Here is a 23,765-nt window from a genome sequence, read left to right as displayed (position 1 = left end):
TGTTACCCTTCACGAGCCACCTCGTCCGTGAATGAGGTCACATCGTGGCTGTTCACACGGACAATTCCCGGATCGAGTACTGAAAACGGACCTGATATTCGGTTGTGTCCCTGTCAACCGCTACAGTGCTCGTGTCGGGGTCCGACACCACGAACCTGAACGAACGGAACATCTAGATGACACTGCGTCGACTCGTCGCAACCTCTGCGATCGCGATCGCCTCCCTGGGCGTGGCCACCGGTACTGCGTACGCGCAGCCGGCCACCACCACCCCCTCCGCGACGACCACCGAGAGTGCTCCCGCGGAGAACTCCGAGCTGAACTGGGCATCGCGCGTCGAGGCTGGTGGCGTCGTCACCACCGTCGACGCCGGTATGTTCCGAGCGTCCGACGACGGCAAGGCCGTCGTGCTCGAGGACGAAGAGGGCAACGACGTCCTGAGCCTCCCGCTGTCGTTCAACCTCAACGGCGTCGAGTTCCCCTACGGTGTCGAGTACACCGACGAGGGCCGCACCGTGAAGCTCATCCCGAACCTCGCGGCACCGATTGGACCGGCTGCTCCCGTCGCGCTCGAGCAGAATGCGGCATCGCCTGCCGAGAACACCGCTGCTACCCAGGACTTCGCCTCGCAGCTGAGTCTCGCGACTGCAGTCGGCGGCCTCGGTGGCACCATCGTCGGCGGCATCATCGGTGGCGCGATCGGCCTCAGCACGTGCGCAGTCATCGCGCTCGCTTGCTTGGCAACCATCCCGACTGCCGCCACCATCGGTGGAGTCATCGGCACAATCGCAGTTGGTGGCCCGGCTCTGGCCGTGGCCGGCTTCGAGTACCTGAACACGCTGAATGCGGCGCCGGGAACCACGAAGTACGCGAACTAAGATCGACAGCAACGAAGGCCACCACCCCTCGGGTGGCGGCCTTCGGTCGTTCCGGGCGGGGTCGCTAGAGCCAGGGAACGGCGGCGGCGAGGAAGATGCCACCCGCGATCACACCGACGGCTCCGGTGAGCAGTCCGATGACGGTGTCTGCGCGATCGGCATCGGGAACGCGGGTGGCCAGGACGCCGGCGACGAGCGCGGCGATGCCCAGCAGAACGCCGAAGCCGAAGCTCCAGAACGCCACCACCGACAGCGCGCCCAACAGCACGGAAGCGTCGGCGAGTCGGGGATCGCGGGCAACGGAACTCAGGGCCGCCCGTGCAGACGACATCTTTTCCGCCGTGTAGATCGCGGCCGGGGACTGAGTCTCGCGGGGGAGTGACGAATCGGCGATGTCGGTCACAGCGATACCTCCTTCGGGGAACAGCCGAAGGTCATCGGGTATCGAACGCAGCGCAGCACAGCGGTACACCTCCTCGTGGGATGAACGGAACGGTCGACACTCGGACGTCACCGACGTTGGTGACGGAGTGGACTGCGCGTGTCCCACGATACCACTGTGACCAGAGTGCGTTACGTGACGGACGCCGAAAAGTGATGTGCCCGTGTCATATTGGTTCCCTCCAGAAATGGCGACAGCCCGCCGTCCGAAGACGACGGGCCGCGATCACTGCGCAGTCGGTCAGCTCAGAACGCCGGCATTCGAGACGATCTGCACGATGTAACCGATCACCGTGAAAGCAAGTTTGAGGAAATCCATGTCGGGCCTTTCATGAATGAAACGCACCCGCTCGAGGCGCGGAGGCGCCTCGCCTCGACACGTGACATTACCGCATCAAGGAGACCGAACGTTGTGCTATCTCACGACGTGCGGACGGTCGTTCCGGTGGCCGCGGTGACGGCGTCGACGGGGATGCCCAGGCTGGCGGTTCCGCCGTACTGAGCCAGCGCCAGGTTGGCCTCGCCGCAGCTCGGAGCTGCGCCGCTGTTGGATCCGCTGGTGATGCCGAGCGCGAGTGTTCCGGTGACGATGGCGCCGCCGCTGTCACCCGCGAGAGTGCAGGCGGTACTGGCGAATCCGCGCACCGTGCGGCTGTCGCCGTCGCCCAGGAAGAGCTGCGTCTCGACGCGGTCCGCAGCGACGAGACCACATGTGAAGGACGACGCCTGACCGGACTTGCACACCGGGGCGCCGATGACGGGCGAGGCCGTTCCGGTGATCGTGAGGGCGGTGCCGTTGGCTCCCCGCACGGTGGGCTGGTCGAGCCCGGCGGCCACGCCGGCGTCGTTCAGCGCGATGACGGAGTAGTCGAGTCCGTCGCTGCCGCCGACATTCGACGTGGTGAAGTCGCCGACGGGAGTACTGGCGCGGATGTCGTCACGATTGGGCAGGTACACCGAGGCGGAGTTGCCCGGATCACAGTGTCCCGCAGACAGACTGACCGGCGTGCCGGCCCTGTCGGTGGCGCTGAACCCGAACGAGCAGATCTCGATGTCCTCGAGCGGCGCGGTGGTGATGTCGCCGGCGGACGTCACGTAGTCGTCGCCGCCCATCACGGCAGGCGGAGGCGTCGGACCGGGAGCGGGTGGGGACAGCTGCACCTGGAGGTTGGCGATGGCGGTCGGCAGATTCAGTGCGCGCCCGATCGGACTGTTGGCGATGTCGACGATCACCCGTCCGCCGAGCACGTCGACAGCCGCCGAGTTGATCTGTGACGAGACCTCGCGGGGCAGACCCGACACCCAGCGACCGAAGTCGTCGAGGGACTGCTCGAGCGTGTCCGCCGACACGGGGGACTGGCGGCTGCGGTAGCCGTCCTGCGCCACCTGGCTCGCGGCCTCCGAGGTGGTGACCGCGACGACGGGAACGCCGTCGTCGCCGATCCAGGCACCCGCGAAGTCCGCCGGGCGCTGCTGACGGAAGTCGTCGGCGTAGGTACGAAGCTTCTGCGCCTCGGCAGCGCGGTCGAGGTACTCCTGCGGCGACATGTGCAGATCGCGCTGCACGGCGTCGACCAACTCGGACGGGAGGCGATCCGCGGACAGCTGCTCGGGAGCCGCCGACGCGGGTGCTGCGCCGGCAGTGGCGGTGCCGAGGCTCAGCGTCAGCAGCGACGCGCCCACCACCCCCATCACCCGTGCGCTGCGAGATGCGCCGCTCGACTCGGAGTGACTCTGGCCCGTGGCCGCTGTGGCCGCCGAGTTACGCAAGAAGTTCCCTTCGCAGTGGTGACAGTCCGTGGCCCGTCGGGTCCGCACATGGTTTGCAGAGGTACCGATGCCAGCGCACGAGCATAGGGCATCATCCTGAGCGTTTCCGGCGCCCGACGAGCGTCAGGGACGGTTCACAGACAGCATCGGGCCGAGCCGTGGAATCGCGACGGACGGCGCCGTGGAGGTCGTCGTGGGAACAGTCGACGTGGTCGTGGGTGCGGGTGTACTACTTGCCACGGTCGGCGGCGTCGGCACGGTCACCTCGGGGAACGACGGGAAGTCGGGAAAGTCGATGTCCGGTGGCGCGAACGGGAACCGGTCCGTCGGGAGCCCGAGACCGGTGCTCGGTTCCACTGCGGCGGCAGGCGGTGCGGGCGGCACGACGGGGTCGGGCGTGTCGATCTCCGGAGCCGGGGCCTCCTGCACCGGAGCCGGTGCCTGCTCCTGGACGGGCAGCGGCGCGGCGGACGTCGTGGTGCTGTCCAACGACGACGTCACGACGGGAGCGGCGGGCGTGATGGCCTGCTGCGAGTTCAGGGGCGCGACCGAGCTGGAGTCGAGGTCGTGGGTGCCCACGGCACCGCCGACGGCGAGGAACGCGAGCGCCACCGCGGCGACCGAGACAGCTGCGCGCGTGGGTGTTCTCCTGTGAGTCCGACTGCGGCGCGTCCTGCCGGTGGCCGAGTCCGACACCATCGCCGCGAATGCCTTGTCCGAGGCCGCCGAGGTGGCCGGCGACGACCGATGCGAGGGTGCGGCGCGCACGGCCACCGCCGGGTTCTCCGACGTCGCGGGAGCCAGCGAGCAGTCCTGCAGACCGACGTAGTCGAGGGCGTCCCGCAGTGCGGCGATCGAGTCGGCGGACAGTCCTGCAGGGTGGAGCAGCATGCATTGCGCGTCGGCGGGCAGAGAGTAGAGCTCCGACAGCATGCCCGTCAGAGCGTGGACGAATCCGGCGACGAGGTCCTCGGCGCGCACCACGCGACCGTCGGCCAGACCGAGTCCGCGGGGGTCTCCCACCGCGTACAGAAATCCGCGGACTCCCTGGTCGGAGTCGTCGAGGCGGACGCGTCCGTCGGAGTCCAGGCCCACCGCCGTCGGGCACTCGAACAGCTCGGTACCACCGTCGATGTCGACCGACACGGCCGTCTCGGCGTCGGTCAACGCCATGACGAGGTGGATCGTCTTGTCGACCCGGGGGCCGTCGAACCCCTGGCTGCGCGCGCTCATTCGGACTCGACCCCCTCGGCGAGTTGCGGACACGGTGCCACGTCGACCGCGAGCACCCGTCCGATCACCGTACCGGTCGTCACGGTCATGGGGTACCGGTTGAGCTCCGCCCCTGCACAGCAGGGATCTAGCCGACCGGCGTGGTGCCGGATGACGGCGCGGGTGACTCGGGTTCGGCAGGAGTGTCCGGAGTATCCGGAACGTCGGGGTCCGGGTCCGTTCCCTCCGCGGGGTCGACCGGCTCCTCGACGACGGGCGGGTCGCTGGGCACGGGCTCAGGTGCCGGTTCGGATGCCGGCGCCGGGGCAGGAGCGGGCGCGGGTGCCGGCTCGGGGTCCGGTGCGCGCGGGGGCACCGTCGTGGAGATCCGAGCAGGTGCACGTGTGGCCTCGACGGGCGCGGGTGCGCCGGGGACGACGGTCGGGAAGCCGATGCTGGTGGACGGGGCGGGACGAGTCGTCGTCGGCCGCGCGGTGACACCGGCGGCGTCCTCGACGGCCGGAACCGCGGTGCTGACCGTCCGATCGGACGCGAGGTAGGCGATACCGCCGCCCACGATCAGCAGGGTCGCGACTGCGGCCGCCACGAGGAGGGCGAGGGGGCCGCGCGGTGTCGACCTCGATGCACCGCTGTCGGTGGCTGTCGAGGCGGCAGCGGTCGCGAGCAGCGGTGCCCCCGTCGTCGGCGCGAGCCCGGCGGCGGCACGTGCGGCGGCCGCGGCGGCGGCCAGCCGTTCCTCCGAGGCGCCGAGGGTGGCGTGGGGATCGGCCGACTCGGGATGCAGCGTCAGCGCGGTGAGTCCGACGAAGTCGAGCGCCTCCCGCAGCGCGGCGATGCGCTCGGGTGACCAGTCGGCGGGATGGGCAGCTCCGGCGGTGAGGACGCGGACGTCCTCGCCGGCGTCGACGGTCTCACTGAGCAGCAGGAACATCATGGTCGCGACGAGGTCCTCGGCGCGCATGGGTACGCCGCGGGACGAGACCACGCCGGACGGGTCACCGACGCGGGCCATGAAGCGATCGACGACGTCGATGTCCGCAGTCAGCGCGTCGGGCCGGTGCAGGGTCGTCGTGCCGTCGGGCAGGAGGTAGAGGACCGTCTCGGCCGTCACCGGCACGCGGACCAGTTCACCCGAGGTCGTCGACACCACGACGGCCGTCGACGTCAGATCGGTGATGTGGATCCCGGTGGCTCGGGTGATCGGTGCGGCGTCGTGCCCGGTGTTCATGCGTGTACCCGTCGTTCCTTGTCCCGTGCGTAGCCGGCCGCGCGGAGCATCGACAGCATCTGCGAGCGCGACTGCGCTCCCAGACGTCGACGGATCCGCGCGACGTGGTGCTCGACCGTCTTGGCCGAGATGTACATCTGGGCGCCGATCTCGCGGTACGTCAGGCCCAGTACGAGATGATGCGCCACCTCCGCCTCACGCTCGGTCAGCGCCCCCAGCGACGCGGAACCGGGCTCGGTGGGCTCGGCCGTCGCCGCGACGGCACCGATGTCGCGGGCGATCTGCAGCAGGGCGGTGGCGTCGCGGGTGTCGGCGACGCGCAGGGCGGCGTCACTGGCGAGCCGTGCCGCGTCCCAGGCGTGCCCGAACTTCTCCAGGGTACGAGCGGACGTCTCGACCTCGGCGACGTCGGGCTCGCCCTGCAGGACGCGGAGCCATGCCTTGCCTGCGGAGGCGAGTGCTGCGGCGTGGGGACTGCGGTCGGCGAACGAGCCGAGCGCACGAGCGTGGGGAAGCAGGTCGGCCGGGGCGCCGCCGAGGATGGCGGCCTGTACGCCGTACCAGTGCCACGTGGCCGCCCAGGTCGGTGGTTCGCCGAGCGAGGCGACCAGTGCGGTGGCCGCGGAGACGGAGTGCGCGATGCGTGCCGTGTCCCCGAGACGAACTGCGGCGAGCCACAGTTCACCGAGCGGGATGAGGGAGAAGAGATCGGGCTCGGCCTCCGCGACGGTGCGCCGGGCCTCCTGCCACGCGGACATGAGGGCGCCCGTGTCTCCGCGCCGGCGGGCGGTGGCGACGCGAAGTGCGAAGTAGGACAGGGCGTCCCGTTGGGGGAGCGTGGCCGGGTCGACGCCCGAGGTGGGATCGACACCCGTGTCGCCGGCCACGAGGGCCGACCAGGCGAGCAGCAGACGGCACCGCGTGGACACCGCGCACCCCGGATCCGCGGCGATGGTCTCGGTCAGCACCGCTCGGGCGGTGGCGGGGTCGCCGGTGTGCAGAGCGATCAGTGCCGCGATCACCGCGGGATGTTCCGGCTCGGCCCGGGCGCCCACCGCGGTGTCGGCCATCGAGGCTGCGCGCAGCAGCGAACCCGTTGCCACAGTGGCGGGTTCGGTCAGTGAGTCGAGGAGCCCGCGGGCCACCAGCGTCGAGCGGGCGTTCGCCGACGTGGGCGGGACGGCGCGGAGGCCGCCGTGCGCGCGGACGAACGTCGCGGCGCAGTCGGCGTCCCCCACGGCGAGAAGCGTCGTCACCGCGTACGCCGCATCCGGTCCGATGCGGTCCGGCCCGAGCCACCGGTAGAGGTCGGCGGCGTGTGACGCGGTGCCGCGCATCAGTGCGACCGTGGACGCGACGCGAACGGCTCCGCGTACTCCGTCGGGTGACGGCGCCTCGGCGGACAGCACCGCGTCCACTGTGAGCGCCGCGGTGTCGAGATCGCCGCTCGCGAGCAGGGCGTCGGCGTAGGGCACGGAGATGTCGGTGCCCTGCGCGCCCGCCGCGGCGGCCGCGTCCCACAGTCGTCGTGCTGCGAGACGGTCTGCGGCGGAGGCCAATTCGACCAGGTGCTGTGCGAGATCCGGATCGCGCAGACCCGCATCCGCGAGCGAGACCGCGAGATCACCACCGAGACCGCCACTGTCGAGGTGCACCCGTGCCAGGCGACGCAGCACGCCGAGCATTCCGTGCTCGCCCATCACCACGCGCAGGGCACCGCGCGCGGAGTCCGACAGCAGGCCCTCGTCGGACAGGACCCCGCAGCCCCGGGCGCGCTCCACGGCGGCGGCGGCGTCGGGCATCGGGACGTCGGCGACATCGGCGACGAGGTACGGATCCGGGGCCACACCGACCGACGCGAGCGTCACCACCACGAGGGCGGTGTGATCGTGCGCGGACAGCAGAGCGTCGAGAGCCGACCGCTCGTCGGGCGAGGTCACTGCCCGGTGAGGGGACTCGTCAGACCGCCGACGGTGTTGCCGAGCCCGTTGACGACGCCGCCCGTGGTGTTCCCGAGACCGCCCACGACACCGCCGACGCCTCCCACCACGTTGCCGAGGCCGTCCGTGACTCCGCCGATGACGTTCGGCGGTGTGTACTGCGGCAGCGAGGGTGCGGTGTAGGCCGGAGCCTGGGGCACCTGGGCCGTCGGGACGCTCGGAGCGGTGAACTGCGGCGCCGGTGCGTTCGGCACAGCAGCGTTCGGCGCGGTGGCGCCTGGTACCGCGGCCGATCCGGTCGAGCCGGGCGCGGTCGCGCCGGGAGCCGCAGCCCCCGGTGCTGCTGCGGCGCCGCCGGTCGGCGCTCCGGCGGCTCCGGTGGTGCGCGGCTGTCCCGTCACGGGGTCGACGCCGGCGGCGGCGGTGGTCGGGGTCGCGCTCACGGAACCGTCCGCGGCGGCCGGGGCCACCGCGCTGCTGGTGGAGGGGCCGGTGTTCTCCGACGATCCGCCGACGAGGCCGGTGCCGACGGAGAGGCCACCCGCGGCCAGCAGGATCACGGCAGCGGCGACGCCACCGATGACGGCGGTGCGCTTACCGCGCGACGGGGCGTCCTTGGCGTGTGCCGAGCGCGACACCGGTGCGGGCGTGGAGGTTCGGGCCGAGGCGGGGCGCTCGGTGACCGGAGGGAGCAGGTCGGTCTCGTCGTCGTCGACGGTGGAACCGGCGGCGACGGCAGCGAGTGCCGCTGCGCCCGGGCGGTTCAGTTCTGCGCCGGCAGAAGCGATGTCGGCGGCGAGCAGTGCGGCTCCGGTCGCGGCGGTGGCCGCGGGCTGTTCGCCGACGGTCACCGGCTTGCGCAGCGCGGAGGACACGGTCTCGGTGAGCATGGGGATCGACGCGCCGCCGCCGACCAGCAGCACACGGTCCACCGCGTCGCCGTCGACACCCGCGGTGCGCAGCGCCTCGCCGAGTACCCGGGTGACGTCGTCGAACGTCTCGCGCAGTAGTTCCTCGATCTCCGACCGCACCAGTCGCACGTCGGTGTCGATACCGGGCAGGTGCACCGGCACGACTGTCTCGGTGTCGGAGGACAGTGCTTCCTTGGCTGTCGCACAGTGCGTGCGCAGGGTCGTGAGGGCTTCGACCGTCGCGGGATCGAAGGGATCGAGCGACGAGGAGTCGACGTTGTCGAGCACGTGCGCCAACACGACCTGGTCGATGTGGGCGCCGCTGACGTCCTCGCTTCGCGCACCGCGTCCGAGGATCGCCGAATCGGCACCTGTGCGCACGACCGACACGGTCAGGGCGCTCGCACCCAGGTCCGCGACCAGCACGACGCCGTCCGCCACCGCGTCCGGCGACTGCTGCATCCATGCCGTCGCGGCGAGAGCGTCGGGAACGAAGGTGACGTCGGTGAGGCCGTGGCGGGCAGCCGCGTTGCGAAGCCGATCCACCGTGTACTCGGGCCACGACGTCGGGTAGGTCACCACGATCGCGGCGTCGTCGTCGGCGCCGGCCGTGCGTGCCTCCCGGACGAGGCAGTCCAGCGTCGTCGCGTAGAGCTCGTCGCCGGTGTAGCTGCGTCCGTCCTCGGTGACCAGCGCGACCGGATCGCCGACGCGGCCGGCGAAGCCGGTCAGGGCCGTGGTGTCGACGGTGCCCGGCGCGGCCAGGGCGGGTTCACGGTCGGGCGTGACCGACAGTGCGGTGGACCGCACGATGGTGACGGCGTCACCGAGGTGTCCCGGACCGTCCACGGCGACCGCCGTCGAGGTGCTCGAGCCGACGTCCAGTCCCAGACCTGATGACCGTCCCTGATCCGTTGCCATGGCGCCGACTCCGTTTCCGTGCTCGTCGATATTCGTGCTCGTCAAGGCTGTGTCGGACCTGCTGTCGGACACGTCGCCGTGACGCCGTAGCTGTCCACCGGCACTGTCGTCCCGATGGTCCGTTTCGTTACAGGTCACAAGAGTAGAGCGGTCCTATCCCCTATGCCCCCTAGTCACCCCGATCTGCCCCGGGGCGACCCCCGGGGTGCAGGAAGGGGGCTGCGCCCCGTTGGGACACCTCACTAGTCGACCTAGTTTTGATCTCAACGTGCCGAGACAGTCGGCCCGACCACCTCGACGCCTGCACACACACCGTCTGCCGACACCGGTTCACACACACCCAGGAGATCCCGATGGCCACGAACGCCGTACTCGACTTCATCCTCAGCCTTCTTCGCGACGACAAGGCCGCCGCCGCCTACTGCGCGAACCCCCAGGCCTCGCTGGACGCTGCCGGCCTGCCCGACGTGTGCCACGCCGACATCGTGGCCGTGGCGCCCATGGTCGCCGAGTCCGGACTGTTCGCCGGCGGATCGCGCCTCGCCTCGATCGTGAACGCGGGCAGCTCCTCCAACGTCGTGAACTCGACCGTCGTGAATGCGGGCAGCGTGAACAACAGCACCGTCTTCGGCGGCAACAACGTCGCCGTCGGCGGCCCCACGTTCGGCAGCAACGCGGTGAACTTCGGAAACAACAACAACAACGGAAATTTCAGCAACAACAACTTCGGGGGCTTCGACCTGGGCGGCTTCACCTTCAGCCCGACCCTCATCGGTGGCGGCCTGGCGATCGGCAGCATCGGCAACATCGGCAACCTGAACCTCGGTGACCTGGATCTGAGCGGCCTGAACCTGGCCTCGCTCGACCTCAGCGGCCTGAACCTGGCCTCGCTGGACCTCGGCGGGATCGGCGACATCGACCTGCTCGGCGGACTCGACCTCAGCCTCATCGACCTGGGCGACCTCGACATCGCGGGCCAGTTCACCACGGTCCTCGCCCTCGTCCTGGCCAACGGACTCTCCCTCGGTGGCGACCTCGCCGCCGAGTTCGGTGCCGCACTGGGCGCGGCGTTCGACGCCTTCCTCGCCCTCGGCGGCGTCCTCGACCTCGACACGCTGGTCGACCTCAGCGCCACCCTGGCCGGTGCGCTCACCGCAGCGCTCGGCCTCGGCGTGGGTGCCGGAGCCCAGCTCACGGCCGCCCTCGACGCCGTGCTCGGCACCGTCGCCGGTCTCGACCTCGACGCCGTAGTCGGTCTGTCCGGCGTTCTCTCCAACGCACTCTCGGTGGGCGGTGTGCTCGGCGCGAATGTCGGCGCCGCACTCGGTGGCGTGCTCGGCGCAGCGGTCACCGCCGGTGGCTCGCTCGGCGCCGATCTGGCCGCCGCCCTCACCGCCGGACTCGATGTCGCCGGATCGCTCGGTGTCGTCGTCGGTGGCGCGCTCGGTGTGACCACCGACATCACCGCTGCTCTCTCGGGTGCACTCGCCGCTGCCGTCGACGTCGCCGGTGATCTCGGCGCGACGCTGACCACCATCCTCGACGCGAACGTCGTCGCCGCGCTGGCAGGCACGCTGACCACCGAGCTCTCCGCGGCACTCGGCGCAGCCCTCGCTGCCGGCGGAGACGTCGCCGGTGAGTTCGGCGCCTCCCTCGGCGCGCTCCTCGGAGCCGTCACCGGCCTGTCCGGCGCACTCGACCTCGACGCTCTTCTCGGCGTCGGCGGCACCCTCGGCGCGACCCTCGCCGGTGTGCTCGGCCTCGGTGGCGGTATCGCTGCGCAGCTCGGCGCCGCGCTCGACGGTGTCCTGGAGTTGGCCGGTGGCCTGGACCTCGCGGCCGCCCTGGCCGGCGGAGCCGACATCGCGGCCACGCTCGGCGCCACTCTCTCCACTGCCCTCAGCGGCGTGCTGGTCGCCGGCGGTACCGTCGCCGGAACGCTCGGCGCGGCCTTCGGTGCCGCCCTCGGCGGCGTCCTGGGGGCCGACCTCGGTGCTCAGCTTGTCGGACTGCTGGCCGGTGAGCTGGACCTCGGTGCGGCACTGGCCACCATCCTCGACGGCGCTCTCGGCCTCGGCGGCCTCCTGGACATCGGCGCTGTCGCCGATCTCGGTGCCCTGCTCGACGTCGACGGCGCACTCGGCCTCGGTGCCGGTGTCCTGGCCACGCTCGGCGGTTCCCTCGAGGCTCTCCTCGGTGCGGGCGGCCTGCTCGGTGGCGATCTGACCGCACTGCTCGGTGCCGATCTCGGTGCTCAGCTCGCTGCCGCGCTGGCCGGCGCTCTCGCCGTCGGCGGCGACCTGGGCGGCGACCTCGGACTCGCCCTCGGCGGCGTGCTCGCCGGACTCGTGGACGTGGCGGGCGGTCTCGACGTCGACGCGGTGGCCGGACTCGGTGCCACCCTCGCCGCAGCCCTCGCCGCAGCCCTCACCGGCGCACTCGGTGTCGGCGCAGGACTCACCGGTGGACTCGCAGCGGGCCTCACCGCTCAGCTCGGTGCCGCTCTCGACGGTGTCCTCGGCCTGGCCGGCGATCTCGACCTGCTCGGCGGACTCGGCGTGCTGGGCGACCTGAACGTGCTGAACGACCTCAGCGTCCTCGGCGACCTGGACCTCGCGGCCACCCTCGGTACCGCACTCTCCGGCGCTCTCGCCGCCGGCGGCGCGGTGGCAGCCAACCTCGGTGCCACGCTCGGCGCGGCCCTCGGCGGTGTCCTGTCCGGCGACCTCGGCGCCGAGCTCGTCGGCCTGCTCGCCGGTGGTCTGAACCTCGGTGCCGGCCTCACCACCCTGCTGGGCGGTGTCCTCGATCCGTCCGGTGCCCTCGGCCTCGGCGGCGACCTCGTCGCCACGCTCGGCACCTCGCTCGCAGCCGTGCTCGGTGCGGGCGGTCTGCTCGACGCCGATCTCGCGGGCCTGCTGACCGGCGGCCTCGCCGCGCAGCTCTCCGCCGCACTCGCGACGGCTCTCGCGGCCGGCGGCGACGTGGCGGCGAACGTGGGCCTGGCCCTGGGCGACGTGCTCGGCACGGTCACCGCGGGTCTGGACCTGGACGGCGTCCTCGGCGCCGACCTCGCAGCGGCGCTCACCGCGGCCCTCGGCCTCGACGGCGACCTGACCGGTGGACTCACCGCGCAGCTCGCCGGCGCGCTCGACGCCGCACTCGGTGTGGTCGGAGGCGCCGACATCACGGCTGCGCTCACGGGCGCACTCGCCGCCGGTGGCGACGTCGCCGCAGGACTGGGCGCGACACTCGGCACCACCCTCGCTGCCGTGCTCGGCGCCGACCTCGGCGCCCAGCTCACCGGACTGCTGGCAGGCGGCGCCGATCTCGGTACCGCACTGACCGCCGTCCTGGGCGGCGCTCTCGACCTCGACGGGGTCTTCGGCATCGGTGCCGACGCGGCCGCCGGCCTGGTCGGCACGCTCGGCACCACGCTCGCCGCCGCACTGAACGTCGGCGGCCTGACCGACGTCGACCTCACCGCACTGCTCGGCGGCGACCTCACCGCCGTTCTGGGTGCCGCACTCTCCGGCGCCCTGGGCGCCGGCGGCGCACTGGGTGGCGACCTCGGCCTGGCACTGGGCGGGCTCGTCGGTGCTGCCACCGACCTGACGGCCGGCGCCGATCTCGGACTGGTCCTCGCCGGTGCACTCGGTGTCACCGGCGATGCCGCCGCCACGCTCTCGGGCGCACTCGACGCGATGCTGGGAGCTGCGGGCGGTCTCGACCTCACCGCGATCCTCGGTGCCGACGCGGACGTCGCCGCCACCGTCGGAGCCGCGCTCAGCGCAGCACTGTCGGCCGGTGGCCCGCTGGCCGCGAACGTGGGCGCCGCCCTCGGCGGCGTGCTCGGGACCGCCCTGTCGGGCGACCTCGGCGCACAGCTCGCGGGTCTGCTGGGCGGCGGCGTCGATCTGGACGCCGCACTCGGCACGGTCCTCGGCGGCGCACTCGGACTCGGCGGGCTGGTCGATCTCGACGGGCTCGCGAATCTGGACGGGCTCGGAGCCGTCGGCGGTCTGCTCGACGCCGACCTGCTGGGCGGCCTGACCGGCGCACTGGACACCGACATCGTCGGTGCGCTCGCCGGTTCGCTCGGCGCTGCCCTCGGCGCCGGCGGGCTGCTCACCGGTGACCTGCAGGCACTGCTCGGCGGCGATGTGGCGGCGCAGCTGTCCACCGCCCTCGGCGTGGCTCTCGGCCTCGGTGGCGACGCTGCCGGTGAACTCGGACTCGCCCTCGGCGGCGTCCTCGCCGGCGTCACCGACCTGACCGCGGGTGCCGATCTGGGTGCCGCTGTCACCGCCGCTCTCGGCATCACCGGTGAGGGTGCGGCCACCCTGGCCGGCGCCCTGAACACGGCGCTCGGACTCGGCGGGGCGCTCGATCTCGACGGCCTGGTCGGCGGAGATCTGGCCGCCACGGTCGGCGCTGCACTCGGCGGTGCTCTGGCCGCCGGCGGCGATGTCGCCGCCACGGTCGGCGCCACTCTCGGTGCCGCTCTCGGGGGCTCCCTGACCGCCGATCTGCAGGCCCAGCTCGGTGCACTGCTGGCCGGTGGGCTGGACCTCGACGCCGCGCTCGGCACGGTGCTCGGTGCGGCTCCGGATCTCGATCTGGACGCAGACCTCGCCGGCCTGCTCGGCGGCGCTGTCTCGACCGGCCTCGGCCTGGTCGCGGGAGTCGGCCTGCCCGACACGGAGCTGCCGGACCTCACGGGCAGCCTGGCCGCGGCACTGGGACTGGGCGGCGCAGCCGCAGCAGGACTGGGAACCGCACTGGGCACGGTGCTCGGCGGCACGGTGCTCGCCGATCTGGATGCGAACGGACTGCTCGAGGGTGACCTCGGCGGCATCGTCTCCGCCGCACTCGGCGACGCACTGAACGTCGGCGGTGTCCTCGACCTGGAGACCGACCCGGTCGGCCAGTTCGGCACTGCGCTCAACGGGGCGCTCGGCCTCGTCGGCGGCGTGGACACCGGCGCCCTGGGCGACCTGCCCGCGACGCTGACCGCAGCTTTCGGCGTCGGCGGCACGGCGGGTGCGGAGCTCGGCGGAGCCTTCGGCGCTCTGCTCGACATCGCCGGCGGCGGCGATCCGGTGGCGTCCCTGGGAACGGCACTCGGAGCCACGGGTGACCTCACCACGATGCTCGACGCCGCACTCGACACGGCGGTCTCCGCCGGCGGCGCGCTCGACGCCGAGGGTCTGCCGATCAGCGGACTGCTCGACGCGAACACCGGCCTCGACGGCAGCCTCAGCGCACTGACCACCCTCACCGGTGGCCTCGGCGCCGTGGGTGCGGTCGCCGGCGGACTGGACGGCACCCTCACCGGTGTCGGCGGCGCGGTCACCGATCCCGACGCGGTCACCGGTGCGGTGGCGAGCCTGGGCGGCGGCCTCGCCAGCGGCCTCGGGCTGGGCCTGAACAGCGTCACGCAGGGCGGGCTCGAGCTCGGCTCGGAGCTGCAGGGCGGCCTGACCGGCGCTGCGACCGGCGCGGGCGGCGTCTTCGGCGGCTTCGAGATCTCGCCCGACGGCGAGGTCACCGGCGGACTGGACAACACGTCCGAGTTCACCGGCGCACTCGACGGCGGCATCGACGCCACCGCCGACGCGGTGGGCCAGTTCCAGAACTCCACCGACGCCGTGCTCGGCGGCGTCACCGGAGCGACCGACGGACTGGGCCTGAGCGCGGTCACCGACGTCACCGGCGACGCGCTCGGCGCAGTGACCACGGACGGCGGACTCGGCGGCGACATCGCCGGCGAGGCCACCTCCTGGCAGGACGTCGACGCCGAGGGTGCCTTCGACGGCCCCGCGGCGGCGGTCGGCGGAGTCGGCGACGGCCTCACCGACACCGTCTCCGGGCTCGGCGGCGGACTCACCGGTGGCCTGACCGACGGCCTGTCGAACACCCTCGGCGGTGGACTGAGCTCCGCGGACGACGGCCTCGACACCGGCGCTGTGGCCGATGACAACGCGGCCGACGCGGGAGACGCCAACTGATCACCCGCGCTCTGTAACACCGACGACCCCGTACGCGCTTATGCGTACGGGGTCGTCGGCGCTTACCGTGAGGGTCACACCGCCGCAGATGGTGAATGCTCACAGACGCGCTCGACCCGTTGCCACCGCAGACAGATCGGGACCACATGCAGAACGACGCACCACCCGCCGTGCAGACCGGCGCCGGGAAGACCCCCGCGCCGACGCAGGCGACGCAGCTGGCCGAGCTCCTGTCCCGGATGGGCGAGGTGGCGTCCGGTGCCGGTCGCCGCGACCTTCTCGACCGGTTGACGGCGGCGCGTGAGCGGGTGCTCGATCCGCGCCTGCGCATCGTCGTGGTCGGACCGCTCAAGCAGGGCAAGAGTCAGTTCGTGAACTCGCTGCTGGGCCTCGACGTGTGTTCGGTGGGCGACGACGAGACCACCGCGGTGCCCACGATGGTCGCGTACGCGGAGACCGAGCGGGCGGAGCTGGTGGTCGGCGAGATCGGTGCCGACCCGGTGCACATCGACATCCCCATGGCGGACATCCATGCCGTCACACCGACCGACCCGCGCGCGGAGGGTCGCGAGATCCTGCGCCTCGAGATCTCCGTGCCCAGCCCGCTGCTGAAGGACGGGCTCGTCGTCATCGACACCCCCGGCGTCGGCGGCCACGGCAACCCGCACGCCAACAGCACCCTGGGTCTGGTCACGTCGGCGGATGCCGTTCTGGTGCTGTCCGATTCGAGTCAGGAGTTCACCGAGCCCGAGGTGGCCTTCCTGCGCCAGGTGGTGACTCTGTGCCCGGCGGTCGCGTGCCTGGTGACCAAGACCGACCTGTACCCGCACTGGCGGCGCATCGTCGAGGCCGATCGCGGGCACCTCGCGCGGCAGGGCATCGACGTTCCGCTGATGCCGATCTCGTCGATGCTCCGCTCGCACGCGCTGCGGCTGAAGGACGATTCGCTCGACAAGGAGGCCGGCTTCCCGGCTCTCTACGACTTCCTCCGCGGTGTGGTGCAGCGTGCCGACGCCACCACTCGCAAGGCCGTCGCTCTCGACGTCCGCTCGGTGTCCGAGCATCTCGCCCTCGCCCTGGGCAGTGAACTCGCGGCGCTTCGCGATCCGGAGACCGCCGCCGCGGCGGTGGCCGGTCTGCAACAGGCGCGGGCCAACGCCGAGGACATGCAGAAGCGCAGCAGTCGGTGGCAGCAGACACTCAACGACGGCATCACCGATCTGGCCGCCGACATCGACCACGACCTGCGAGACCGGCTGCGCGTCATCACCCGTGAGGCGGAGGAGGCGGTCGACGGGGGAGACCCGGGCAAGGACTGGCCGCGCATCGGTGAGTGGCTCGAGGACCAGATCGCCTCCGCCGTGGGGGACAACTTCGTCTGGGCGCACGAGCGGTCCCTGTGGCTCGCCGAGACGGTCGCTCGGCACTTCGCCGAGACGGCCGATGCGCACATCCCGGCGATGAACATCGCGAACGTCGACGGCGTCATGGACCCGGTGACCTCACTGGGGGACCTCGAGTCCGGCCGGATGGGCATCACCTCGAAGGTGCTCGTGGGCATGCGCGGCTCCTACGGCGGCGTGCTCATGTTCGGACTCATCACGACGATGATGGGACTGGCGCTGCTCAATCCGATCTCGCTCGGCGCCGGAGTCCTGTTGGGCAGCAAGGCCTACAAGGACGACAAGGAGGCGCGGGTGCTCAAGCGGCGGGCCGACGCGAAGGTCGCCATCCGCAAGTTCACCGACGACGTCAGCTTCCAGGTGGGCAAGGAGTCCAAGGACCGCCTGCGGCTCGTCCAGCGCCAGCTCCGTGACCACTTCACCGACATGGCCGATCAGACGGTGCGCTCGGTGAGCGACTCGCTGCGTGCCGCGCAGGAGGCGGCGACCGGCGCCTCGTCCGAGCGTGCCGCGCGCACAGCCGAACTGGAGCAGTCACTGAAGAAGATCTCTGCACTGCGCAGCATCGCGCAGAAGCTCGACCCCGAGGCCGTCGAGGCCGCCGAGGCAGACAAGGTCGTCGAGGCGGCTCGTGCGGACCGCACGCAGATCGGTACCGGCTCGTGAGTGTCACGCTCGACCGTGCGCGGGAACTCGTCGCGGCGGCGCAGGCGGAGTACGTGCGGGAGCCGGACGTCCGGGATGCGTTGCGCGTCTGCGCGGACCGGCTCGACGAGCCGCTGCGCGTCGCGCTCGCCGGATCACTCAAGGCCGGCAAGTCGACGCTCCTCAACGCGCTCGTCGGACAGGACATCGCCCCCACCGACGCGACCGAGTGCACCCGCGTGGTCACGTGGTACCGCCGCGGGACGTCTCCCTCGGTGACGGCCCGGTACGACGGGGACCGCTCGATGAGCATCCCGGTGTTGCGACGGGGTGGTCGACTGTCGTTCGACTTCGGCGATCTCACCGCCGACCGCGTGGACCGCCTCGACGTCGAGTGGCCGGCGCGAACCCTGGCCCGCAACACCATCATCGACACCCCCGGCACGTCGTCGCTGTCCCTGGACGTGTCCGAGCGGACGTTGTCGATGTTGACGCCCGAGGACTCCGCGTCCGGCGCCGACGCCGTGGTCTATCTCCTGCGCACCCTGAGCGCGTCCGACACGTCGTTCCTCACCCGCATCAACGACGCGGTCGGTGGCGACTCCGGCCCCCTCGGCGTGGTCGGCGTCGTCTCGCGTGCCGACGAGGTGGGCGCCGGTCGCATGGACGCGATGATGTCGGCCAAGGAAGTGGCGTCCCGCTTCGCGGTGGAGCTCGAGAAGACCGGTCTGTGCCAGGCCGTCGTGCCCGTCGCCGGCCTGCTCGCCCTCGGGGCACGGACGTTGCGGCAGAGCGAGTTCGGCGCGCTCGTCGCGTTGGCCGACGCTCCGCCCGACGACCTCCAACTGGCGATGCTGTCGGCCGACCGCTTCTCCCGCCCGGACATGCCACTCCCCGTCGATGCGGAGACGCGCGCCGGACTCGTCGACCGTTTCGGGCTCTTCGGCATCCGGATGGCCGTCACGCTCATCCGCATGGGCACGCGCGATTCGCCCTCGCTCGCAAGGGAACTCGTCGAGCGCAGTGGACTCGAGGAGCTACGGCACATCATCGACGTTCAGTTCGGCGAGCGAGCCGACCAGCTCAAGGCGCACTCGGCCCTCGTCGCTCTCGATCGCGTGCTGCGCGCCTCACCGGCCGCGGGATCGCGCGCCATCATCGACGAGGTGGGATCCACCCTCGCCGACGTCCACGGGTTCAAGGAACTGCGTCTGCTCGGTCAGCTACGGGCACGCGAGGTGCGGCTGCCCGAGCCGGAGAAGGCGGAGCTCGCTCGACTGGTGGGTGCGCAGGGCACCGAGACGACGACGCGGTTGGGGCTCGATCCCGACGACTCGGTGGAACTGCAGCGCAAGACGGCCTTCGACGCGGTCCGCAGTTGGCGCTCCCGCGCGTCCCATCCGCTGCTCGACCGGTTCACGGCGCGGGCGTGCGACATCGCCGCGCGCAGCGCCGAGGGCATCCTCGCGGAGCTCGACCGCCGCTGAGATCAGCGCCGGACGGGAGCGGCCGCGAGCCATCGCCCGACGGCGGGGACGAACAGCGGAGCGGTGCCCAGCAGAGCGAGGGCCGCGACGACGAACGGCGCATACGTCGTGGGCTGCTCCAGCGCATCGGAGGTCGCGATCCAGAACGCGATCGATCCCGCGGCGGCGACGATGCCGACCAGGGTCAGCGTGGATCGTCCGGTGGGGCGTCGGCCGCGGATCTGCAGGATGCCGGCCAGTCCCACCAGGAGAACAACGGCGCCGACGGCAGCACCGGCGACGAGCGTGATGAGGACCGTCGAGTCGATGTCCTCCGCCGAGGTGCCGGGGGCGTCGGCCGAGAGGACGTCGGCGAGGCGCGACCGTAGTCCCTGGTGGTCGAGTCCCAGCAGCGCGCCGGTGGCCGCCAGGACGACGAGGCACAGACTCCACAGGATCACGGCGGCATCGACGGCGCGTGGGCGCTCGTCGGGAACCGGCTCCCGCATGGGCGTCACGTGCACCGACGGGCGGGGCGGCTTCGGGGGTTGCGAGCCTTCGACACTGTCCGACGCGTTCATGGCTTCAGGCTAGAGGGTCTGTTTCCGCCCGACCCTGTTGTGGTCCGGCCCCGTCCGCTCGGGCTCGGAAAGTGATCGAGCACGAAGTCCGCGGTCGGGGTCACACCGGCTTCTCGGAAGTGGGCCCCATCACTTACGGTCAGGGCGGTAGTGGGCCCGCCAGGGCCCCGTTGTCGATGGGATGAATGTGCGGAAACTGCGGTCTGCCGGCGTCGGTCTGGTGATGTGTCTCGGTCTGTTCGGCGCGGTGGTGCCCACGGCGACCGCCGAACCCCCCGGCCCGGCCTCGAGCTTCTACACGCCCCCCTCGCCGCTTCCCGCCGGGAACGACGGTGACCTCATCCGTACCGGGCCGTCGAATCTCGCACTGTCGCTTCCCTTGCCGCAGGGACCGATCCCCGGCACCGCGACGCGCCTGATGTACCGGTCGCAGGACGCCAACGACGCGCCGGTGGCCGTCACCGGGACGTACATCGACCCGTCGGCCGAGTGGACCGGCCCCGGTCCGCGCCCGCTCGTGGTGATCGCCCCCGGCACCCACGGCCAGGGCGACCAGTGCGCGCCGTCGCACCAGTTGAACAACGTCCTCACCTACACCCCCGTACTCGGACTCATGGTCGAGTACGAGCTGCTCTCCACCTACGCGTTGCTGGCCCGCGGCTACGGCGTCGTCATCACCGACTACGACGGTCTGGGCACGCCGGGTGCGCACACCTACGTCAACCGCGCCGCCGAAGCGCACGCGGTGCTCGACGCGGCGCGCGCCGCGCAGCAACTCGGCAACACCAAGGTCGGACCCGAATCCCCGGTCGGCCTCTGGGGTTACTCCCAGGGCGGCGGCGCCGTGGCAGCAGCCGTGGAGCTCGCTCCCGAGTACGCACCGGAGCTGGACATCAAGGGCACCTACGCCGGTGCCCCCGTCGCCGATCTGGCAGCGACGCTGGCCCAGGTCGACGGCACCATCCTCACCGGTGTCATCGGCTACACCCTGAACGGTCTGCGCCGGTCCAACCCCGAGTTGGGCCCGATCATCGACGCGTCGACCAACCCGGCCGGCAAGGCTGCGCTGGCGGCACTCGAGAATCAGTGCGTCGTGGAAAGTGCACTCACCGTGGGCTTCCACCGCACCAACGAGTGGATCACCACCGGCGAGTCGCTGTCGGACTACCTCAAGCGCATTCCCGAGGCGCAGACAGTTCTCGCCGAGAACAAGATCGGTAACCGCACGCCCACCACGCCGGTCTACATCGACACCGGCACGGGCGACGACATCGTTCCGCACGGCCAGGCCGTCGATCTCGCCGCAACCTGGTGTGGAAAGGGCTCGAACGTCCAGCTGAACACTCAGCAGCTGCCGTTCTTCCTCCCCGGGCTCGCGCTCGGCCACGTCCTGCCCGACTTCATCGGACTCGGCGCCGGCACCAATTGGCTCGACGCCCGGTTCCGCGACGTTCCGACAGCGGGCAACTGCGCCTGACCCGTCACCGCCGAAGCGCCTCGATCACAGTCGATCGAGGCGCTTCGTCGCGTTCCGGACCCTCGAGGTCGACGCGTCCTTCTCCGACGCCGCCTCGGAACGCGCGTCCTGCGCCGCCTCCAGGTCCTCGCGGGCCTTCTCGAGTTGCTCGGTGAGGGCGTCGACCGACTCCTGCAGGTCGTCGACGCGATGGTCGGCGTGCTCCAGCGCCTCGGTCGCATCCTGCAGCGCAGCCTCGGCGTCGTCGAGTTCGGCCTGTGCGCGGGCTCGCTGCTCTTCCATCTCCCGTTCGGCGGTGTCGTCGGGTTCGGGTTCCGGTTCTTTCGCGGGTTCGGGATCGACGGACACCAGCCCCATCGGGCCGAACCCGCTGTACTCGGCGGCCCCCAGCATCCGGCCGCGCCGCACCTCGTCGGCGATGTCCGCATCGGACAGCGCCGCATTCAGGCTCTGCGTCACCTCGCGCCCGACGTCCTCGCCGATCGGGTGACCGCGATCCTCCGCGATCTCCGCAGCCCGGCTCGCCAGCGCGCGCACCGCGCGTTGCCGCTGCTTCGTCAACGTGCGGAGGGTGGCACCCGACGGTCGACCGGCCGGCCTCCGGCCTTCCCGCAGATGTTGCTGCGCCTCACGAAGTGCTTCGCCGAGGTCGAGCAGGTCTGTGACGTCGTCCTCCGCGTCGCGCACCGTCACGTTCAGCACCCACCCGACGATCGTCGGTTTGCGCAGCGCACCGATCTGCTTGGCCAGGTCCTTGTCGCCGTCGGAACGCGCCTGCTTCTGCCGGCCGGTGCGCGCGGCGACGAAGTCGGACGGGTCCAGCCCGTACAGCTCGTCGGCCACCTCGTCGAACGTCATGCTGGTCGATTATGCCGCCACGCTGTTGTCATAGAGAGTATGGATGGCAAGTCGCGAAACTATCGATAGCGCGACGGGATGATGCTGCGGGCCCGGTGCGCTGAACCTTCCGTGGCCGCGAGAGACGGGGCCGCGGAAGGGACACACCGTCATGAGCACCCTGCAGAACACCCGCATCCTTCTCGTCGGCGGCTCGTCGGGCATCGCGCGGCGCATTGCCAAGGACGCGCTCGCCGCCGGCGCGGAAGTCGTCCTCGGCAGTCGACGCCCGGAGGCCCTGGCCGACACTGTCGCCGAGCTCGGCTCGGGCGCATCGGCGGTGCACCTCGACCTCGACGACGAATCGTCCATCGCCGCCGCCGTCACCACGCTCGGACCTCTCGATCACGTCGTGTCGCTCGCGGCGAACCACGCCAACGGCCCGGTCGCAGACCTCGACCGCGCCGCCGTCGAGCGCGCGTTCGCAGCCAAGGTCGTCGGACCGATCCTGCTGGCCAAGCACTTCGCGCCCACGCTGCGGGACGGCGGCTCGTTCGTGTTCTTCTCCGGTGTCGCCGCATGGAAGCCGGCGCCGGGCCTCGCCGTCATGGCCACGACCAACGGTGCTGTCGCATTCCTCGCGGAAGCGTTGGCCGTCGAACTGGCACCGTTGCGGGTCAACGCCGTCTCGCCCGGCATCGTCGACTCGGGTGCGTGGGACGGCATGGGGGACGGCAAGCAGGCGATGTTCGACGCGACGGCTGCCAAGAACCCCGCTCGGCGAGTGGGTCGACCCGACGACGTCTCGGCCGCAGTACTTCTCGCGCTCACCAACGGCTTCGTCACCGGAACCACCCTCCACGTCGACGGGGGTGGACGGCTGAGCTGAGCGCCTCAGGCGATCCGTACGCCCCTCGGCAAGGTGCGGGCCGGAACGCGGAGTCGGCGCGCGGCGACCGTGAGTCCGAGAGCTCCCAGGATGACATTGACGGCCAGCCCGAGGTACCAACTGTCGCCGATCTTTCCGGATTCGAACGCGACCTGCTCGTCGTAGAAGCTGCGGTTCGAGGCGCTCACGCGGTAGGTCGACACGGTGTCCGCGCAGGTCGGCTCCGTCAGGTACGGGCCCGTGCGCGCCGTCGAGAGCGTCTCGGCTATCGGGCGCGCCACGCTGGGATCGGGTGGCCGCTCGTCCGACGTCCAGACACGTACGCTCGGATTGTCATGTGGGGCCACCACATCCGGGAGAATGAGAAACGGGTTGGGCGCCAACAGCCACCAGATACGCTCGGTGTGCTCGTAGGAGCGCACCGTGGCCACGTCGCGACAGTCCGGAACGGTGTCGAACGAATCGTCCACGTACGTGTACTCGGCGCCCACCACCTCGTGGTCCTCCGCCGTGGTCGAGTAGAGCAGGCCGAACAGCGCCGGGAGGCCCAGCACGAGGAAGAACACGGTGGCCTGCGTCAGGACGGCCGAACCTGCCGGCCGAGCGGTCAGGGCCGAGTACCCCAGCCCGATCCCGCAGTAGCACAGAAAAATCACGCAGAGAACGATCACGCCCAGCACCGAGGTGCCGATGCCGTAGGGCGCGGCGACGATGCCCCACACCAGGTACGGCGACGCCACGGCGACGAGGGCAAGGCAGGACACCCACGACCCGAGAAGTTTGCCGACGGCCAACTGCCAGTGGCTGATCGGCGTCGCCTGCACCACGGCGAGCGTCGCGTCCTTGCGGTCACCGTTGATCGACGTCGCCGTGAGGGTGGGGGCGAGGACCACGCCGAGGAACAGCTCGACTCCCAGTACGACCGCGTAGAGATTGCGCGCCCAGCCGTCGTAGTTCGCATCGGCCTCGTCCACCGACAGTGCCAGATACATCGACCCGAACACGGCCAGCGACATGACCGTGAACGTGACGGCCAGGGTGACGCGCCACCGCGTGGTGCGCAGTCGCTGCCGGAGTTCGAGGCCGATCAGTACGCCGACCACCGACGACCAGCTGCTCATCCGTGCCGCCATG

General features: G+C 71.3%; 15 protein-coding genes. 6 read left to right on the top strand and 9 right to left on the bottom strand.

Annotated elements, in window-relative coordinates:
- Positions 1-176 precede the first annotated feature (176 nt).
- A complete protein-coding gene (locus BR07_RS0120025; RefSeq protein WP_027506939.1) occupies positions 177-878 on the top strand; it encodes a hypothetical protein in 702 nt (233 codons plus the stop codon).
- 64 nt (positions 879-942) lie between these two features.
- Here BR07_RS0120025 and BR07_RS0120020 read toward each other — a convergent pair whose 3' ends face one another.
- The 6 genes from BR07_RS0120020 to BR07_RS0119985 all read right to left on the bottom strand — a co-directional run bounded on the left by BR07_RS0120020 (position 943) and on the right by BR07_RS0119985 (position 9,322).
- Positions 943-1,281 carry a hypothetical protein gene (locus BR07_RS0120020; protein WP_051613628.1) on the bottom strand — a complete coding sequence of 113 codons (339 nt, stop codon included), beginning with the start codon at positions 1,279-1,281 and terminating at the stop codon, positions 943-945.
- 458 nt (positions 1,282-1,739) lie between these two features.
- Positions 1,740-3,011 (bottom strand): S1 family peptidase, encoded by a 1,272-nt coding sequence (locus tag BR07_RS0120010; RefSeq protein ID WP_231476461.1) that lies wholly within the window; start codon positions 3,009-3,011, stop codon positions 1,740-1,742.
- Between the two features lie 201 nt (positions 3,012-3,212).
- The gene (locus BR07_RS0120005; protein WP_027506936.1) at positions 3,213-4,322 is read right to left on the bottom strand and encodes a hypothetical protein; all 1,110 of its coding nucleotides are present in this window, start codon (positions 4,320-4,322) and stop codon (positions 3,213-3,215) included.
- A gap of 127 nt (positions 4,323-4,449) precedes the next feature.
- Entirely contained in the window at positions 4,450-5,550 is a 1,101-nt protein-coding gene (locus BR07_RS0119995; protein WP_027506935.1) for a hypothetical protein, read from the bottom strand.
- On the bottom strand, positions 5,547-7,490 hold the full coding sequence (locus BR07_RS25675; protein WP_051613627.1) for a LuxR C-terminal-related transcriptional regulator: 1,944 nt from the start codon (positions 7,488-7,490) through the stop codon (positions 5,547-5,549). Before BR07_RS25675 ends, BR07_RS0119995 begins: the two co-directional genes overlap by 4 nt.
- Complete coding sequence (locus BR07_RS0119985) at positions 7,487-9,322, bottom strand: Hsp70 family protein (protein ID WP_027506934.1); 1,836 nt, start codon at positions 9,320-9,322, stop codon at positions 7,487-7,489. Before BR07_RS0119985 ends, BR07_RS25675 begins: the two co-directional genes overlap by 4 nt.
- A 353-nt stretch (positions 9,323-9,675) precedes the next feature.
- On the opposite strand from BR07_RS0119985, the gene BR07_RS25670 reads away from it, so the two are divergent.
- The 3 genes from BR07_RS25670 to BR07_RS0119965 all read left to right on the top strand — a co-directional run bounded on the left by BR07_RS25670 (position 9,676) and on the right by BR07_RS0119965 (position 18,868).
- Positions 9,676-15,333 (top strand): IniB N-terminal domain-containing protein, encoded by a 5,658-nt coding sequence (locus tag BR07_RS25670; RefSeq protein WP_051613625.1) that lies wholly within the window; start codon positions 9,676-9,678, stop codon positions 15,331-15,333.
- Between the two features lie 146 nt (positions 15,334-15,479).
- Positions 15,480-17,402: a dynamin family protein gene (locus tag BR07_RS25665; RefSeq protein WP_051613624.1), complete on the top strand. Its 1,923-nt coding sequence runs from the start codon at positions 15,480-15,482 to the stop codon at positions 17,400-17,402.
- Positions 17,399-18,868 carry a dynamin family protein gene (locus BR07_RS0119965; RefSeq protein WP_027506933.1) on the top strand — a complete coding sequence of 490 codons (1,470 nt, stop codon included), beginning with the start codon at positions 17,399-17,401 and terminating at the stop codon, positions 18,866-18,868. The genes BR07_RS25665 and BR07_RS0119965 overlap by 4 nt, the downstream gene beginning before the upstream one ends.
- A gap of 2 nt (positions 18,869-18,870) precedes the next feature.
- On the opposite strand, the gene BR07_RS25660 is transcribed toward BR07_RS0119965, so the two are convergent.
- Positions 18,871-19,428, bottom strand: a complete 558-nt coding sequence (locus BR07_RS25660; protein ID WP_051613623.1) for a hypothetical protein — start codon at positions 19,426-19,428, stop codon at positions 18,871-18,873.
- Between the two features lie 223 nt (positions 19,429-19,651).
- Here BR07_RS25660 and BR07_RS0119955 point away from each other — a divergent pair, with 223 nt between their 5' ends.
- Positions 19,652-20,905, top strand: coding sequence for a lipase family protein (locus tag BR07_RS0119955; RefSeq protein ID WP_027506932.1), 1,254 nt, complete (start codon positions 19,652-19,654; stop codon positions 20,903-20,905).
- A gap of 24 nt (positions 20,906-20,929) precedes the next feature.
- Here the strand turns inward: BR07_RS0119955 and BR07_RS0119950 are convergent, their stop codons facing one another.
- Complete coding sequence (locus tag BR07_RS0119950) at positions 20,930-21,763, bottom strand: hypothetical protein (protein WP_027506931.1); 834 nt, start codon at positions 21,761-21,763, stop codon at positions 20,930-20,932.
- 151 nt (positions 21,764-21,914) lie between these two features.
- On the opposite strand from BR07_RS0119950, the gene BR07_RS0119945 reads away from it, so the two are divergent.
- Positions 21,915-22,631 carry an SDR family oxidoreductase gene (locus BR07_RS0119945; protein ID WP_027506930.1) on the top strand — a complete coding sequence of 239 codons (717 nt, stop codon included), beginning with the start codon at positions 21,915-21,917 and terminating at the stop codon, positions 22,629-22,631.
- 5 nt (positions 22,632-22,636) lie between these two features.
- Here the strand turns inward: BR07_RS0119945 and BR07_RS0119940 are convergent, their stop codons facing one another.
- A complete protein-coding gene (locus BR07_RS0119940; RefSeq protein WP_027506929.1) occupies positions 22,637-23,764 on the bottom strand; it encodes an ABC transporter permease in 1,128 nt (375 codons plus the stop codon).
- Position 23,765 lies beyond the last annotated feature (1 nt).

It is taken from the genome of Rhodococcus sp. UNC23MFCrub1.1, from assembly GCF_000686025.1.
Taxonomy (GTDB): Bacteria; Actinomycetota; Actinomycetes; order Mycobacteriales; family Mycobacteriaceae; genus Rhodococcoides.
Note: the sequence above shows the minus strand (reverse complement) of the source record. Positions and strands in the feature narration are given on the sequence as shown.

Excerpts from the sequence above, each read along its gene's own strand:
- BR07_RS0120025 (WP_027506939.1), top strand. The coding sequence starts at position 177 with ATGACACTGCGTCGACTCGTCGCAACCTCTGCGATCGCGATCGCCTCC.
- BR07_RS0120010 (WP_231476461.1), bottom strand. The coding sequence starts at position 3,011 with ATGGGGGTGGTGGGCGCGTCGCTGCTGACGCTGAGCCTCGGCACCGCC.
- BR07_RS0120005 (WP_027506936.1), bottom strand. The coding sequence starts at position 4,322 with ATGAGCGCGCGCAGCCAGGGGTTCGACGGCCCCCGGGTCGACAAGACG.
- BR07_RS0119995 (WP_027506935.1), bottom strand. The coding sequence starts at position 5,550 with ATGAACACCGGGCACGACGCCGCACCGATCACCCGAGCCACCGGGATC.
- BR07_RS0119985 (WP_027506934.1), bottom strand. The coding sequence starts at position 9,322 with ATGGCAACGGATCAGGGACGGTCATCAGGTCTGGGACTGGACGTCGGC.
- BR07_RS25670 (WP_051613625.1), top strand. The coding sequence starts at position 9,676 with ATGGCCACGAACGCCGTACTCGACTTCATCCTCAGCCTTCTTCGCGAC.
- BR07_RS25665 (WP_051613624.1), top strand. The coding sequence starts at position 15,480 with ATGCAGAACGACGCACCACCCGCCGTGCAGACCGGCGCCGGGAAGACC.
- BR07_RS25660 (WP_051613623.1), bottom strand. The coding sequence starts at position 19,428 with ATGAACGCGTCGGACAGTGTCGAAGGCTCGCAACCCCCGAAGCCGCCC.
- BR07_RS0119955 (WP_027506932.1), top strand. The coding sequence starts at position 19,652 with ATGTGTCTCGGTCTGTTCGGCGCGGTGGTGCCCACGGCGACCGCCGAA.
- BR07_RS0119950 (WP_027506931.1), bottom strand. The coding sequence starts at position 21,763 with ATGACGTTCGACGAGGTGGCCGACGAGCTGTACGGGCTGGACCCGTCC.
- BR07_RS0119945 (WP_027506930.1), top strand. The coding sequence starts at position 21,915 with ATGAGCACCCTGCAGAACACCCGCATCCTTCTCGTCGGCGGCTCGTCG.
- BR07_RS0119940 (WP_027506929.1), bottom strand. The coding sequence starts at position 23,764 with ATGGCGGCACGGATGAGCAGCTGGTCGTCGGTGGTCGGCGTACTGATC.